Consider the following 15232-nt stretch of genomic DNA (forward strand, 5'->3'; position numbering starts at 1 on the left):
GACAGGGATGGCTGTCAAGACATAAGAATGAGGGGCCAACAACGGGCTATTCCGTGTTGTGGGTATGAAAATCCCCGCCATGGGCATGGCGCCCGGTAAGGGCCTCCTGTTCCTGTTTGCGTTCCAGCCTGGGAAACACCACCATCTGGCCCCGGTGCTGAATGATCTCCACGGGTACCTCATAGACTTCATGGATCATGTCCGGGGTCAGGTCCTCGTTTCGGCCGTAGTGCAGCACCCGGCCGTCCTTGATAAAAATAAAGGCGTCGGAGAACCGGAAGGCCATGTTCAGGTCGTGCATGGTCATGACCGCGGCCAGTTTGTGCTCATGGACCACGTGGCGGATCAGGCGCAGGATTTCCAGCTGGTTTTTCAGGTCCAGGCTGCTGGTGGGCTCGTCCAGCAGCAGCACGGACGGTTCCTGCACCATGGCCCTGGCAATGCACACCTTCTGCAGCTCGCCGCCGCTCATTTCGTCAATGTACCGCAGGGCCAGGTGCCCCAGGTCAAGCTGGTCTAAGGCCGCGCTCACCTTTTTCAGGTCGGCAACGGATGCGTTCCAGTGAATGTGGGGCTTGCGGCCCAGCAGCACGGCGTCAAAGGCGGTCATGCGACCGGCCTCGCTGCGCTGGGCCACGTATCCCAGGCGCCGGGCGATTTCTCCGGCCCGCATGCCAAACAGGTCGGCCCCTTCCACCAGTACAGCGCCGGTTTTCGGCTTCAGCATGCCGTTGATGCAGCGCAGCAGGGTGGTTTTGCCCACGCCGTTGGGCCCCAGAATCGCCAGGGTCTGGCCCCGCTCCAGGGTAAATCCCAGGTCGTGCAGCACCATGCGGCCGTTGTAGCCGATGGATATGTCTTTGACCGAGAGCATCATGTGTGCCGTCTCCCGATTAAAAGGTAAAGAAACATGGGCGCTCCGAAAAAGGCCGTGAGAATGGCCACCGGCAGCATTCTCGGCGCCAGCATCAGCCGGGCGCCGATGTCCGCGGCCAACAGCAGGCAGGCCCCGGTCAGGGCCGAGGCCGGCAGCAGGAACCGGTGGTCATCGCCGATGACCCGGCGCACGATATGGGGGCAGACCAGGCCCACGAACCCGATGATGCCCAGAAACGACACGATCACCGCCGTTATCAGGGAAGCGACCAGCATGCCGATCATGCGTACCCGCTCCACCCGGACCCCCAGGCTTCTGGCGGTTTCATCCCCGGCGTCAATGGCGTTGTAGTTCCAGCGGTTAAACATGAAAAACAGAAGCGCACCCGCCACCACCACGGCCATGAACCAGACTTCCGGCCATCCGGCCCGGCCCACGTCGCCGAAGGTCCAGAACACCATGGCGGCCAGCTGAATGTCGTCGGCAAAGTATTGAAGAAACATGGTGGCCGCGGAAAACAGGGCGCCCAGGGCCACGCCGCTGAGCACCAGCACTTCCGGGCTGGCCCCCCGAATGCGGGCAATGGCGATGATGATCAGGGAGGTGATCATGCAGAAGACAAAGGCCAGCAGGGTGGTGAGCCAGGGATTGATGACGCTGACCGCGCCGGCCTGGGTGCTCTGCATGGCGCCGGCCCCCAGGATCATCACGGAAAAGGCGGCGCCGAAGGCTCCGGCCTGTGAGATGCCCAGGGTGAAGGGAGAGCCCAGAGGGTTGCGCAGGATGGACTGCATGGCCGCTCCGGCAACAGCCAGGCCAGCCCCGGCCAGCAGGGCGGCCAGGGCGTGGGGAAGGCGGATGTTGCGGATGATCAGGGCAAAGCGCTCATCTTCGCCCAGGCCGAAAAAGGCCCGGACCACTTCCGCGGCGGGAATGCGCACCGCGCCCAGGGAAACGGCCATTACCATCAGCAGAACGGCGGCCGCCAGCAGACCGGCCAGAAAAAACAGTTTGCGGCCGATATAGGCGGTGTATTCTGCCGGCACCTGGCCGTGGTCAAAATGGGACATGACAACTCCTGCGGTTAAGGCAATACAATTTTCGCAAATCCCAGGTTGTCATATCCCTGATTAATGGCGGCAAAGGCCGGGCCGCCGTTTAAAAAGACGGCAATCTCTTCGGCCCTGGTCATGGGATCGATGTCGGCAAAAGCCCCGGGGTATAATGTCTTTCCAATAAAATAGGCGTTGGCGAAAATGGATTCAAAGTTCTGGGTGTAAAAATTATAGGGAAACACACCGAACACCCGGCCTTTTTTTACGGCTGTCAGGGCCTGGTATGCGGGGTCGGACCGAAGTTCCTCCAGGCCGTTGGCCCCTGCCTGAAGCTTGGCCGAGGAGATGTCCAGAAAGAGAATCTCCGGGTTCCACATTAGAAGCTGCTCTTTGGATACCACGGCATGGGAGTCGCCCTTGCCTGATTTCGCCAGCTTCCCGGCCACGTTGCGGGCCGACAGAAAAACAAAGGGTGCGTAGGCCGGTTCTGTGGAGGCAAAACCATGGCCCCCGCGCTGGGCCAGGCCTCCGATATAGGTGGTGGGCCGGTCGGCATCGGCAACTGTTTTCACCCGGCGTTCCAGGTCGGCGGCAAGCCCGTCAAAAAAGGCGATCACTGCCCCGGCCCGGTCTTCGATGCCCAATACCTGGCCCATGATCCGCAGGCTCCGGTCCAGTTCCTGCCGGTTTCTGGTCAGATCCCCGTAACCCAGCCCCACTACCGGAATACCGGTTTTAGCGAAAAGGGACTCGGCTCCGCCGTCCCGGGCCGCGTAGGTTTTGAAAATCACCTGGGGCCGGGGCGAAAGGGCGGCAATCAGTTCAGGGTTGTCGTGGCCCCGGAACTCGCCGAACAGGGGAAGCGCTTGCAGCTCCGGATGGGCCACGGCATAGGGCCGGGCCTCCACGGAAAAGGGAAGCCCGCCTTTTTCCGCGCTGTCCACGGCAACAACACGGTCCTGAGCCTGAAGATAAACCAGCAGCCGCAGGCACCCGGAGCCAGAGCAGATCACGCGCTCCACCCGCTCCGGAACCGTCACCTGCCGGTCCAGCATGTCTGTAATGACGCGGGTGTCGGCGGCAAGGGTCGTGCCCGAAAGCAACAGCCCCACAAAAGCGATCAGCAGCACCCTGGCGGCAGGCCGTGCGATGTGATTTGTTTTCCTCGTTTTTTCAAAATGTTTATTCATTTTTTACTCCTTTCGGCCAATAAAAAAGCCATGAAAGTTTTTCAGGCACTGCCGGCCTGATCACCTTCATGGCTCTATTTTTTAAAAATTTTTTGCGTACCGCGGTTACCCCGGTATGCGGGGCGGGTCACCTTCGTGGCGACAATAGTTTTTGTTTATAATGGATTTGCAGTCCGGTCAAGGCTTTTAAAGTTTTCTCAGCCAGTTTATACTGGATTATCCGGCCTACCCGTCTATGTAGCCCTCATTGTCCAAGTTGTTTGGATAATCCAGTATGCCGTAATCCAGCGTAAAATTGCCCTTCTGCTTTATTGAGAGAGGCGTCCGAAGACGCTTGAGGATTGTTTCTCTTCGTTCGCAGGAACACGAAAAAGCAAAAACCCTACCGCTGAAGGGCTTTGAGGCGTTGTTCGGTGTCGCGGTAGCCGGGGGAAAGAAGCTGGAGCTTTTTATAGAGGTCCAGGGCCTTGTAGGATATATGGTTCTGTTCATAGGTCCGGGCCAGCAGGTAAAGCAGGTAGGGGTTGTCCGGCAGGCGGGCAACGCCACGCTCCAGAACGGTGATGGCCTGGTCAGGGTCCTTTTCCCGCAGGTAGAGATGGGCCAGGCCGGTATAGGCCCACGGCACGGGTTCAGCTTCCTGATCGGCGGCCTCCACGGCTGCGGTAAGGATGGCTTTTCGCATGAAGTCGTAACCGGTGTCTTGAACATGGGCTGCAAATTTTGTCAGCACCAGGGAGTGGGCGGGCAGGGTGGTAAACATTTCCGCCGGGGAGAGACCGGTATGGGCCATGAGGGCAAAAAACAGGTCGGCCTGGGCAGGATGGGCCTCGAGGCCGGACCGGATCACGGACAGGGCTTTTGCTTTTCGATCGGTTTCAAGCAGAAACCCCGCATACGCTCCATAAGCGCCGGGCCGCATGGGAAAAAGGGTGACGCCGGCGGCCATCAGGGCCTCGGCCCGGGAGACGGGCAGGCCGGCCTTCAGGGCGGCTGTGCCGGTTTTTTGAAGCAGGGCGGATCGCGTCGGGGAAAAACCCAGGGCCTGCTGGTAGTTTTCCAGGGCCGTTGACGGCAGGCCTGCAGCCAGGGCCGTATCACCAGCAGCAATGTGAGGATCGGGGCTCCAGAGATCAAAAGCGGGAATTGTCCATCGGCCAAGGGCCAGGCCCGCCAGGGCAAGCCAGATCAGAAGAATTGGAACGGTTATTTTTTTGGCAATGCCCGGAGCGTGGGCTTGCAGATAGGTGACGGGAGTTACCCGGTCGCGCAGGCGCGTGTGGGCCGCGGCTGCCAGTAAACCGCAGAGAAAGGCCAGATAAAGGGCGTTGGCCGGAATATGCAGGTTGAAGTCGGTGACGCCGTGCAGCAGAATGGCCAGGATCCCGGTGGCGGTTCCCGCGCAGACCAGGATGGTATAGGGCTCTTTGCGTTTTTTCAGGACTTTTCGAACAGTTTTAAAAAGGCAGATAAAAAACGCCAGGGCCAGTACCACACCGGGAATACCGCCCTCTGCCAGCAGCTCCAGGTAGTCGTTGTGGGCATGGTCCAGGATGCGGCCCAGGTAGCGGTTCTGGTAAGCGGGGATCACATTACCGAAGGCCCCGAACCCCACGCCGGTGGCGGGAAAGTCGGATACCATCTTCAGGCTGTCAGCCCAGAAATGGAACCGGCCCTCGCTGTCTGTAAAGTTATCCGCCGCATAGATTTTTGCAAAACGGTTGTCGATTCTTTCCCAGCCGAACCATGTGACGGCCGCGATTACGGCGCACAGCAGCAGCACGGCGCTGGCGCGGCGGTTGATGCGCCGGTCCGGAAAGGCTCTGCCGAAAAGGGCCAGGGCGAAAAAAAGCATGGACGCGCACAGGCTGAGGATGCCGCCCCTGGAGAGGCTGGCGAAAATTGACATGGCAATGACCGCGGCTGACACGATCAGCAGTATGAACAGGGGGGTCTCTTCTTCTTCAAAAAAACCCAGTACTTTTTCCCGCGGGGAGCCGAACTGGCGGGGCGGGCGATGGGCCAGAACCAGGGCCAGCACCGGGCCGAAGATCATGGCCATAAGGCCGGCGTAGTGGTTGTGGCAGACATAGGACCCAAACACCATGGAGTTGTCAGGAACGTAGCGGAACCAGAGCGCATGATCTTCGGTGAAAATGTTCTGAAGAATGGAAGAGAGGGCAAACAGGCCACCAAAAAAAGCCAGAAAAAGCAGGGTGCGGCGCAGCATGGTTTTGTCGGACAGAAGCTGAACGGAAAGCCAGTAGAAGCCGACCCACAACAGCCAGCGGCAGAGCTCGAACAGGGTGGCGTGAAGATTCAGTGTAAGGGGCCAGGCCTGGTCCGGCAGAAGGATACCGATGGTGGCCTGGCGAAGGGCCGCAGCCCTGGGCGAAACCAGGGAGAGGAAGGGCTGGGGCAGGGGAACGATCTGGAAAAGGATGTAAAGGCCCAGCAGGGCCAGGGGCAGGAGGCAGGGCACCCGGTAGAGAGGGGTGGCATGGCGCAGGGTGTCGGCCAGGAAAAGAGTGATGGCGGCGCCGACCAGCAGCACCAGCACGAAGAATGCCCATGGCTCCACGCTGCCGAATGCCAGGGGCGCAAAGGCCAGGGTTGCTAAAAACAGAAACCGGCTTATTGAAAGCATACGCGGGTGGTCCTTACTCGTCATTACCCGGATTGAACCCCTATGTGGTCGTCATGACCCGGCTTGGCTTCCCTGCTCTGCCCGGCCGCCTACGTAGTCGTCATTACCCGGCTTGACCGGGTAATCCAGCGTAAAATTGATTTTCCACCTTATTAACAGGGAACCGAGTCATTTTTATTCTGGACCCCCGGGTCAAGCCCGAGGGTGACGGCATAGGGTATTGGGTCAATCTTATTCTGGACCCCCGGGTCAAGCCCGAGGGTGACGGCATAGGATATTGGGTCAATCTTATTCTGGATCGCCGGGTCAAGCCCGGCGATGACGATGAGTGTGTCATGACCCGGCTTGGCTTCCCTGTCCTGCCCGGCCGCCTACGTAGTCGTCATTACCCGGCTTGACCGGGTAATCCAGCGTAAAATTGATTTGGTTCCTTATTCATTCCCCCTTTAGCTCCTCATACAGATCCTCCCAGTATGGATTGTTTTGTTCAATCAAATCCAGTTTCCACTTCCGCTTCCATTTTTTCAACTCTTTTTCCCGGGAAATGGCAGACTCCATGGTCCCGTGAATTTCATACCACACAAGGGAGTGAACATTATAGCGTTTGCTGAAACCTTCAAAGCAATCGTTTTTGTGTTCCCATACACGTTTAATCAGATTGGCGGTCACGCCGATGTAAAGCGTACCGTTACGCTCGTTTGCCAGGATATAAACTGCTGGCAGTCTTTCCATAGGAATTGTCTATATGAATAAACGGTATGGGGTCAATCTTATTCTGGCCCCCCGGGTCAAGCCCGAGGGTGACGGCATAGGGTATTGGGTCAATCTTATTCTGGATCGCCGGGTCAAGCCCGGCGATGACGATGAGTGTGTCATTACCGGCATGACCGGGTAATCCAGTGTAAAATTGATTTTTCACCTTATTAACACAGGATATACGCCAGGGCGTTGTCGCGGACGAGTTTCATGGAGTCGTCTTTTGCGGACGCCGGTATGGATGCCAGGGCCGCGGACAGAAGGGGCGGGCGGGTTGAATCATCATGGGCGTCGGTGGCGATAAAGTCCACATGCCCTTTTTTCACCAGGTATCTGGCACAGGCCCGGGCGTCTTCCCCCATGCGGCCGGTGAGGCTATCTGTCGTGATCTGCACAAGAATGCCGGGTTTCAACAGGCTCAGGAGCCGCTCCGGGCGGTCCATCACTTCAAGATTGCGCTCCGGGTGGGCAATGATAACGGTATACCCAAGCACGCCTACCCGGTGGAACATGCCCTCGGCCACCGGGGGAACGGCATGGGCCGGGAACTCGACCAGCAGGCATTTTGAGCCGGCCAGGCCGATCCAGTGACGCGCTTCTTCAAGCATGTAAAAAGGAATTTCAGCGCCGGCATGTACCCGGACATGAATACCGTCGGCCGTCAGTTTGCTGTTTAACACTGAAACGCGTTCAAGAATGGCTGGCCGGTCCAGTTGCGGATCCATCAGATGAGGGGTGGCGACAATGTCGGTAATGCCGTCTTTTTCCGCCATGCGGGCCATGGCCAGGGACTGGCCAATGTCTGCCGCACCATCATCAATACCCGGCAGAATGTGGTTGTGAATATCGATCATTGCTCGGTATAATAGCCGGCATACCGGTAAGCACCATAACCATAATAATACCCCTCCCGCCGGGTGTCCACCGCATTGACGATCTGCCCCATCAGCTTGCTGCCTGCTTCCTGGAGCCGCTTAATCTCACGGTTGACATCCTCGTACCGGGTCATTCGGGACCGGGTGACCAGCAGGGTTTTTTCGGTGCATGCGGCCAGCACCACGCCGTCGGAAACCGTTCCGATGGGCGGGGTGTCAAAGAGGATTACATCATAGTTTTCCGACAGGGCGGTGATAATGGCCTGGGCGTGGTTCGAGGAAAGCAGGTCGGACGGGTTGGGCGGCCGTTTACCCGAAGGCAGAACATCCAGGTTGGCAAGCCCTGTCTTTTGAATGACGTCGGCGGGTTCGTGCTGACCGGTAAGCACCTCAGAAAAGCCGGGCTGATTTTCTATACCAAAAGCAAGGTGAAGGGTGGGACGCCGCAGATCGCTGTCAATCACCAGCACTTTGCGGCCGGCCTGGGCAATGGCCGCTGCCAGGTTGAGGCAGGTGAGGGTTTTGCCCTCACCGGGATAGATGCTGGTGATAACCATGGACCGGGGATAGCCGCCGGATGTTGAAAGCGATACGGCGGTGCGAGCCACCTTGTAGGATTCCGCCTCCTGGGAGGCCGGGTGGTCCGTCACAACGGTCTGCGGGTTTTTCTGGCTGCTGTCAATCAACGGAATGGTGGCGATGACCGGGACGCCGGTCTTTTCTTCAGCATCTTCGGCCGTGGAGATGGTGTTATCCAGATATTCAAGGAAAAAGGCGCTTCCGATACCCCCCATGCAGCCCAGTACGGCTGCCAGCAGCAGGTTCCGGGGCAGGTTCTGGTTAGACGGGGCCTCGGGCAGCTTGGCCGCCTCTACTACGTAAACATCCACGTCCCGGATCTGCTTGGTCATGGTCTGCTCCTTGATGCGGGACACAAGAGCGTCGTAGAGCTGTTTCTTGGTTTCGATCTCCCGGTTGAGGATGTTGTACTGAATAAACTTTTCATTGAGCCGGGCGGCTTCGGTTTTGGTGTCTTCAAGCTGTTGTTTCAGGTTTTCCTGGTTGGTGACGGCCAGTTGATAGTCGTTGTGGATGCGTTGAACAATATTTTCGGTTTCCGCCGCCTTTTTTTCCTTCAGTTCATTGAACATGTTTTGCGCCTCTATACGCACCGGGTGCCTGGCGCCATATTTCTGACCCAGGGTAAGGATTTCCTGCTCGGCGGCACGGATCTGGCCGCGGATGGCCTGCAGGGAGGGCTCACTGGCAATGGCGGGAATGGTGTCGAGGCTGTTTTTCGGCGTCCGGTCGATCTGCTCAATAACCGCTTCCAGCTCTTTTCTCCGGGTTTGCGCCTTTGTCAGTTCGGCGCTGATCTGGGAGAGTCGCTCCGGAATGATGGCGATTCGGTTTTCAATGGTTACAATGTCCTGGGCAATCAGGTAGTCCTGCAGCGAATGTTCCGCCTCTTCCAGCTTTGCCCGTTCCGTTGCCGCCTTTTTTTCCATCCAGTCCAGGGTGTATTCAGTGTTGGTCATTTTCATTTCCAGCAGCTGTTCAATATAGGCCCTGGGCAGCATATTACAGACCAGCGTGGAAAAAGCCGCGTTTTCAGAGGTGTAAGAGACCTGAAGAATCTGGCTATCCCGAATGCGTTCGATTTTCAGGCCATCCAGCATTCTTTTTGCCAGCTTTTCTTCAGGTGACATGGGCCGTGGCCCGGCCGCGTCGTTTTCAGCGGCGGTTTCTTCTGACCCTTTCAGCAAATTTTTGAAAAAATCGATTACCGGAGACTTTTTGTCCTGTTCCGGAAAATAGCGGGAGTAGGTGTCTTCAAGGTTCAACAGCACAACCACTCGTTCCATCACGGTCTGGCTGGAGATAATCTGAATCTGGGAGTTGAGAAACTCGGGGTCATGACGGATGTATCGGTATACATCATTAAGGGGATCCCCGTTTTTCTGTTCCACCTTGAGCCGGGTGGTGGCCGTGTAAAGCGGCGTGGACTGGAGCGTCGCCAGCAGCACCACCACCACGGTGGTGATGAAAAAAACAAGAATAATCCGTTTTCTTTTCAGGATAACCTTCAGGTAATCGCGTAGATGGATGTCTTCGGTTTCCACGGGCTGCATCGGTTGCATGGAGTTCTCTCGTTGTTTATGGTTTAAGGTGTGGTATCAATTTTACACTGGGTTACCCAATCAAGTTGGGTAATGACGACGTCGTGTGCGTCAATTTTACACTGGATTACCCGGGCGCTTAGAAAAAGCTTTCCGGTACCACGATCACATCTTCCGGCATAACCCGCTCGTCCATTTTCACTTTGCTCAACACCTGTTCAATACCATTTTCTTTTCGAATGATCTGAATGTTGGTGGCCGATGCCCTGTCCGTAAACCCTCTGGCATTGGTGATGGCCTTGATCACGGTGAGTCCCTCTTCGTAGGGGTAGGCCCCGGCGTACTTGACCTCGCCGGTTACATAAATTTTTTCCATACGGGAGATGAAAACACTGTCACCATTACTGATGAGAATATTCTGGGTGGTGTCGCCCTCTTCCACCAGCTTTTTTATGTCGATCTTGATCACTTCCTGCCGCGGCGCGTCTCTCTCGCCGTTTTCCGAGAGTGTGCGAGTGAGATAGGCGTATTTGCCGGCATCGGCGGTGAGGCCGCCGGCAGTGGAGATCAGCTCCAGCAGGGTGGTGCGGCCCCTGAGTTCGTAGAGGGCCGGTGCATTGACCTGGCCGAGAATGGTGGCCTTGCGGCTGCGATACTCTTTTACAACAATGGCCACCTGGGGATTGACGATGTATCCGTCTGCCAGCTTTTTTTCAATGGCCTGGGAGAGTTCGGAGACATCCATGCCGGTGACCTCGAACTCGCCGATCAGGGGAAACCGAATCGCCCCGCCACCATCCACCTGCACCGTTGTGGTCAGATCCGGATGTTCGTATACATTGATGCTCAGCGTGTCTCCAGGACCGACAATGTAGTTTTCGCATGTGCCCATGGGCGCAAACAGCAGAAGGTCCAACACCGAGATGACAAGCGGACCCCGGCAGGGTAGGGCCGGTAGCGAATATCCCCACATTTTTTAACTCCCTGGTTTGTGTAAATTCAATCTATTACAGGCCGGTCCACACATAGTCAAGAAAAAACAGGCGTTCGAAGAAGTCCCTATTGATGTGATGCATGGATGGCAGAATGGACGGTACAGCCGTTTCAACAGGATGGCGGGCCATACCGGATGCAGGTTTGTTTAAAAAGTGCCCCCTATCCTCAGTGTGTAATCGTTGGTGCTGTAGTCCATGGAGGCCAGGTCGGCAAAACGCTCAGTGTAAGAGTAGGCCAGTTCAATCGACAGCCACCGCCGGGGCTTGAAGGTAAGGGCGGGCCGGATTATGTAGGTGTCGCACTCAAGGATAATACCTTCATAGTTGTCTTTGCCGTAAGAGAGCATCATGTCACCCTTGAGCTTGGGGGTGAATGCCTGGCTGTACATGGCTGTGACGCGATCGGCGGTGTAGTAGTCGGCGGCCGCAATGTTGGTTTCGTGGTATTTTCGGGAAGCCCCCAGCATGATGGTCGTGTCCGGGGTGATTGCATGCGTCAGGTCGATTTCACCGGCCCAGTCCGAGGGGTCGTCTATTCCGGGGGTATCAAAATCCTTGGCCATATAACCGACCTTCAACGTACCCTGTGATTTGGCCGTCATCTTCCATGCAAAACCTGCATAATATTGATCTTCTGTATTTTCTTTGTCCGTGGAGAGAAAGGCATCGTAGCGAACGTCAATGTTTTTGTATTCGAAGAAAAGCCGTGTTTTTGCCGTTGGATGGAAGTTGAGGGAGCCGAAGTAGACCCTGTCGTTTCTGTCACGGAAGTTTGTTTCCCGGTAGGAAATGGTGTGGGACGCACCGCCGGCACCGATGCTGAATTTCGGGGAAAAGGCAAATTCCACAATGGCGTGGGCCACGTTGGAATAATAGGTGTCCGGGTCCGGGTTGCCGATTTCGCCCCGCATCTCCTGTCCGTATTTATAATGATCGGCGACATCAAAGGTCAGCCCGCCGGGGGCTTTATATTGAAATGCTCCCTTGACCTTGTGGCTGATAAAATTTTCACTGGAATTGTCATGATAGAACTCAAATTCCGGGTTGTAAACCAGCATGCCCTGGTAGCGCCGGGTGGTGTCCATTTTATAGCGGGACATGGCAAGACCGCCGGGGGCGCCGGTGGCGGTGTTCATTTTAATATCCACCACGTCGGAGCCGGGAAGGGCCAGGGCCAGGCCAGGGGAAACAATACTGATCAGCTCTGATTCTTTGCTGGTTCTGGAATTGTAAAGGTTGTCCGTGTATTTTTCGGTGACGTTAAGGAAGGTGTGAAAGACTCCCTGCTGAAGACCGAAAATATCTCCGCCGATGGTGCCGGAGGCGGCATGGGCCGGTAAATGTACTGTAGCCCCATAGATCAGCAACAGAAAGAGGCACGTTCCTGCCGTAAACAGCTGTCTCATCTCTCCTCCAATGTGCAATTCTCCTTTTTGGGTTAAAGTGTATATTGCAAAAAAAGAACTTTCATGTCAAGGAAAACAAGGGGTTTTTTTTAAATGGTATAATTTAATATCCTGAAATATTAGCATACTATCCCAGTAGGGATTAACGCTGCGTCAAGCCGGGTAATGACGACGGGTATGCGGCCAGCCTCGGGCTTGCTTGCCCTTCGTCGCCTTGGCGGAGATGGGCCTGACGGGCTATACAGTCCCGACAATTAAAAAAGCCGGGCCTGTCGCATGCGACAGGCCCGGATGGTTGGCCGCAGGTTGTGTTCTATGCCTGTTGATTTTCCGTTTCAGCCGCCTCAATCACCTTCTGGGCTTCCTGGGTGGGCATGATCTCGTAGTGGGAAAAGGTCAGGGTGAACTTGCCCCGGCCGCCGGTCATGGAGCGCAGGTCAGGGTCGTAACTCTGGAACTCGCCCATGGGTACATGGGCTTTGACGACCTGGTTTTTTCCCTTGCTGTCCATGCCCAGGACCCGGCCCCGCTTGCTGTTGAGATGGCCCATCACGTCGCCCATGTACTCTTCGGGCGTGGTCACCGTTATCTCCATTATGGGTTCCAGAAGTACGGGCCCGGCTTCCACCGCCGCCTTTTTAAAAGCCAGGGAACCGGCGATCTTAAAGGCCATTTCAGAAGAGTCCACCGAGTGGTAGGAGCCGAAGTCCAGGATGGTCCGGAAATCCACGCACGGGAACCCGGCCAGGGGACCTTTTTCAGCAGCCTCGATGATGCCCTTTTCAACGGCCGGAATATAGTTTTTGGGAATGGCGCCGCCCACGATCTGATCCACAAACTCAAATCCCTCGCCCCTCTCCATGGGTTCCATCTGAATCCAGCAGTCGCCGAACTGGCCGTGGCCACCGGACTGTTTCTTGTGCCGGCCCTGGACCCGGACCTTTTTGGTAAAGGTCTCCCGGTAGGGAATTTTGGGCAGATCCAGCACCACTTCCACGTTGAACTTGCGCTTGAGCCTTTCAACCGCGGTTTCAATATGAATCTGGCCCCGGCCGGACAGAATAATGGCCTTGGACTCCGCATCCCGGGAAAGCACCAGGGAGGGGTCTTCCTCGGTCAGCTTGGTGATGGAAGACTGAAGCTTGTCTTCATCCCCTTTATTTTTGGGCTGAACGGCAAATGAGACCACCAGGGGAAGGGGCTTGACGCAATCGAAAATCACCTTACGGGCCGGGTCGCACAGGGTGTCGCCGGTTTTGGTCAGTTTGAGCTTGGGCACGGCAACGATAGCTCCGGGCACGGCCTCATTGACGCTGTCCTGTTTTTTCCCCTTGGAGACCATGAGCTGGTTGAACCGCTCGTTTTCTTCCTGGATGGCGTTGAAAAGGGAGCCGTCCGACCCCAGGCTGCCGGAGACAACACGGACAAAGGAGAGCAGGCCGGAAAAGGCACTGACGGTTTTGAACACAAACCCGGCAAAGGGTTCGGCCGGATCGGGGGCACAGACCACGTCGTTGCCGTCGCCGTCCTTTGCCGTCCAGGGACCCCGGTCAGCCGGAGAGGGCATGCAGGTGGTGACAAAATCAGCCAGAAGGTCAATGCCGATGTTGGAGGTGGCAGCGCCGCAGAGCACCGGCACGAACACCCGGTTCAGAATACCCTTTTTCAGTGCTCCGTTCAGCTCGGCGTCGGTGAGGGCTTCACCTTCCAGGTAGCGCTCCAGCAGGGTGTCGTCGGCCTCGGCGATGTTTTCGATCAGGGCCTCTTTTTCCGCCTCCACGGTCTCCTGCATGTCCGCGGGAATATCAATGGCGGTGCGGTTGCCGCTGCCGTCATAGGTGTAGGCCTTCATATTGACCAGATCCACCACGCCTTTCAACTCTTCCTTGGCACCGATGGGCAGTTGCAGAATGATGGGCCGGGGCTCCTGAAGGGAGGCCTTTGCGTCTTCAAGGGCCTGGGCAAAATCGGCCCGCTCTTTATCCAGCTTGTTCATAAAAATGACGCAGGGCAGGTTGTGGGTGGCGGCAAACTCCCATGACTCCTCGGTCTGGACTTTGACCCCATCCACGGCGTCAATCACGATCACGGCGCTGTCGGCCGCCTGCAGGCAGCCGATGGCATCGGAAAAAAAGTTCTGGTCACCGGGGGTGTCGATCAGGTTGATGGTGTGTTTTTTCCATTCGTATTGAAACAGGCCGCTGGTGATGCTGGAGGAGCGCTTGACTTCTTCGGGCTCGGAATCCATGGCGGTGTTGCCGTCTTCCACCCGGCCCAGACGGTCAATCACCTTTGCGTTGAACAGCAGTGCCTCGGAAATAGTGGTTTTGCCGGATCCGCTATGACCGGCCAGCGCGATGTTTCTGATTTTTTCAATTTTCTCACTCATGAAAAACTCCTATTCCTGCCAAGGGTTTACCTGTTCACGCCTGTGCCGCGTGCCATTTATTGTCCCGCACCCATTCATCTACCGGGTATAAACTCAAAATACCTATCTTGTATTTTTAGAAAAATCAAGGCCAAACAGGTTAAAAAATTCCACGTTTCCCTTGGGTCCGGTGATGGGGGAAACCACCGCGTCCGCGCACCAGAGTCCCTGGGTTTTGGCCCATCGGCAAAGGTCGTCGAGCACCTCCCGGTGCTGGCCCGGGTCACGCACCACGCCGCCTTTTCCCACCTTGCCCTTGCCCACTTCAAACTGGGGCTTGATAAGGGCCAGGATCACGGCTTCGGGCTTCATGAAGCCGACGACCGCCGGCATCACAATTTTCAGGGAGATAAAAGAGGCGTCAATGGTCACCAGGTCGACCGGGCAGGGCAGGGCGTCGGCGGCCATGTGCCGAATGTTGGTGCGCTCGATGACAACCACCCGGGGGTCCTGGCGCAGCTTCCAGGCCAGCTGGCCGTAGCCCACGTCCACGGCAAACACTCGGCGGGCTCCCCGGGTCAGCAGGCAGTCGGTAAACCCGCCGGTGGAGGCCCCCACATCAAGACAGACCTTGCCGGTGACATCCAGGCCAAACGCGTCCAGCCCGCCTTCCAGCTTCAGGCCACCCCGGCTGACGTAGGGGCAGGCGTCCCGGGTGACGATGGCGGCGGTCACCGGCACCTGAACGCCGGCCTTGTCCGCGGGGTGGTCATCCACCAGCACGGCGCCGGCCATGATCATGGCCTGGGCCTTCTGCCGGGTGGGGGCCAGGCCCTTTTCCACCAGCAGCTGGTCCAGCCGTTTTTTAACTACAGGGGACATGAATGTTGCCTTTAAATCGGAATCGCTATCGAAATCGGGATCGAAATCGAAACAACCAGGA

12 protein-coding genes are annotated in these 15232 nt (G+C 56.9%); 1 reads left to right on the forward strand and 11 read right to left on the reverse strand.

Annotated elements, in window-relative coordinates; translation table 11 throughout:
• Positions 1 to 46 precede the first annotated feature (46 nt).
• From DOLE_RS08480 to DOLE_RS08500, 5 genes are all read right to left on the reverse strand, one after another.
• Positions 47 to 877: an ABC transporter ATP-binding protein gene (locus DOLE_RS08480; RefSeq protein ID WP_012175071.1), complete on the reverse strand. Its 831-nt coding sequence runs from the start codon at positions 875 to 877 to the stop codon at positions 47 to 49.
• Positions 874 to 1947 (reverse strand): FecCD family ABC transporter permease, encoded by a 1074-nt coding sequence (locus DOLE_RS08485; RefSeq protein WP_012175072.1) that lies wholly within the window; start codon positions 1945 to 1947, stop codon positions 874 to 876. The genes DOLE_RS08480 and DOLE_RS08485 overlap by 4 nt, the downstream gene beginning before the upstream one ends.
• 14 nt (positions 1948 to 1961) lie before the next feature.
• A complete protein-coding gene (locus DOLE_RS08490; RefSeq protein WP_012175073.1) occupies positions 1962 to 3122 on the reverse strand; it encodes an iron ABC transporter substrate-binding protein in 1161 nt (386 codons plus the stop codon).
• Between the two features lie 382 nt (positions 3123 to 3504).
• Complete coding sequence (locus DOLE_RS08495) at positions 3505 to 5769, reverse strand: O-antigen ligase family protein (protein ID WP_012175074.1); 2265 nt, start codon at positions 5767 to 5769, stop codon at positions 3505 to 3507.
• Positions 5770 to 6204: 435 nt separating this feature from the next.
• A complete protein-coding gene (locus DOLE_RS08500; protein ID WP_012175075.1) occupies positions 6205 to 6501 on the reverse strand; it encodes a GIY-YIG nuclease family protein in 297 nt (98 codons plus the stop codon).
• 13 nt (positions 6502 to 6514) lie between these two features.
• Between DOLE_RS08500 and DOLE_RS18205 the strand changes: the two genes are divergently transcribed.
• Positions 6515 to 6664: a hypothetical protein gene (locus DOLE_RS18205; protein ID WP_153304397.1), complete on the forward strand. Its 150-nt coding sequence runs from the start codon at positions 6515 to 6517 to the stop codon at positions 6662 to 6664.
• Between the two features lie 28 nt (positions 6665 to 6692).
• Here DOLE_RS18205 and DOLE_RS08505 read toward each other — a convergent pair whose 3' ends face one another.
• The 6 genes from DOLE_RS08505 to DOLE_RS08530 all read right to left on the reverse strand — a co-directional run bounded on the left by DOLE_RS08505 (position 6693) and on the right by DOLE_RS08530 (position 15171).
• Complete coding sequence (locus DOLE_RS08505; RefSeq protein ID WP_012175076.1) at positions 6693 to 7379, reverse strand: tyrosine-protein phosphatase; 687 nt, start codon at positions 7377 to 7379, stop codon at positions 6693 to 6695.
• Positions 7376 to 9541, reverse strand: coding sequence for a GumC family protein (locus tag DOLE_RS08510; protein ID WP_012175077.1), 2166 nt, complete (start codon positions 9539 to 9541; stop codon positions 7376 to 7378). The genes DOLE_RS08505 and DOLE_RS08510 overlap by 4 nt, the downstream gene beginning before the upstream one ends.
• A gap of 118 nt (positions 9542 to 9659) precedes the next feature.
• Positions 9660 to 10493 (reverse strand): SLBB domain-containing protein, encoded by an 834-nt coding sequence (locus tag DOLE_RS08515; RefSeq protein ID WP_012175078.1) that lies wholly within the window; start codon positions 10491 to 10493, stop codon positions 9660 to 9662.
• Between the two features lie 168 nt (positions 10494 to 10661).
• Complete coding sequence (locus DOLE_RS08520) at positions 10662 to 11921, reverse strand: outer membrane beta-barrel protein (protein WP_012175079.1); 1260 nt, start codon at positions 11919 to 11921, stop codon at positions 10662 to 10664.
• A gap of 313 nt (positions 11922 to 12234) precedes the next feature.
• On the reverse strand, positions 12235 to 14310 hold the full coding sequence (gene fusA, locus DOLE_RS08525; protein WP_012175080.1) for an elongation factor G: 2076 nt from the start codon (positions 14308 to 14310) through the stop codon (positions 12235 to 12237).
• Between the two features lie 102 nt (positions 14311 to 14412).
• Positions 14413 to 15171, reverse strand: coding sequence for a TlyA family RNA methyltransferase (locus DOLE_RS08530; RefSeq protein WP_012175081.1), 759 nt, complete (start codon positions 15169 to 15171; stop codon positions 14413 to 14415).
• Positions 15172 to 15232: the final 61 nt, after the last annotated feature.

The sequence above is a fragment of the Desulfosudis oleivorans Hxd3 genome, from assembly GCF_000018405.1.
Classification (GTDB): Bacteria; Desulfobacterota; Desulfobacteria; order Desulfobacterales; family Desulfosudaceae; genus Desulfosudis; species Desulfosudis oleivorans.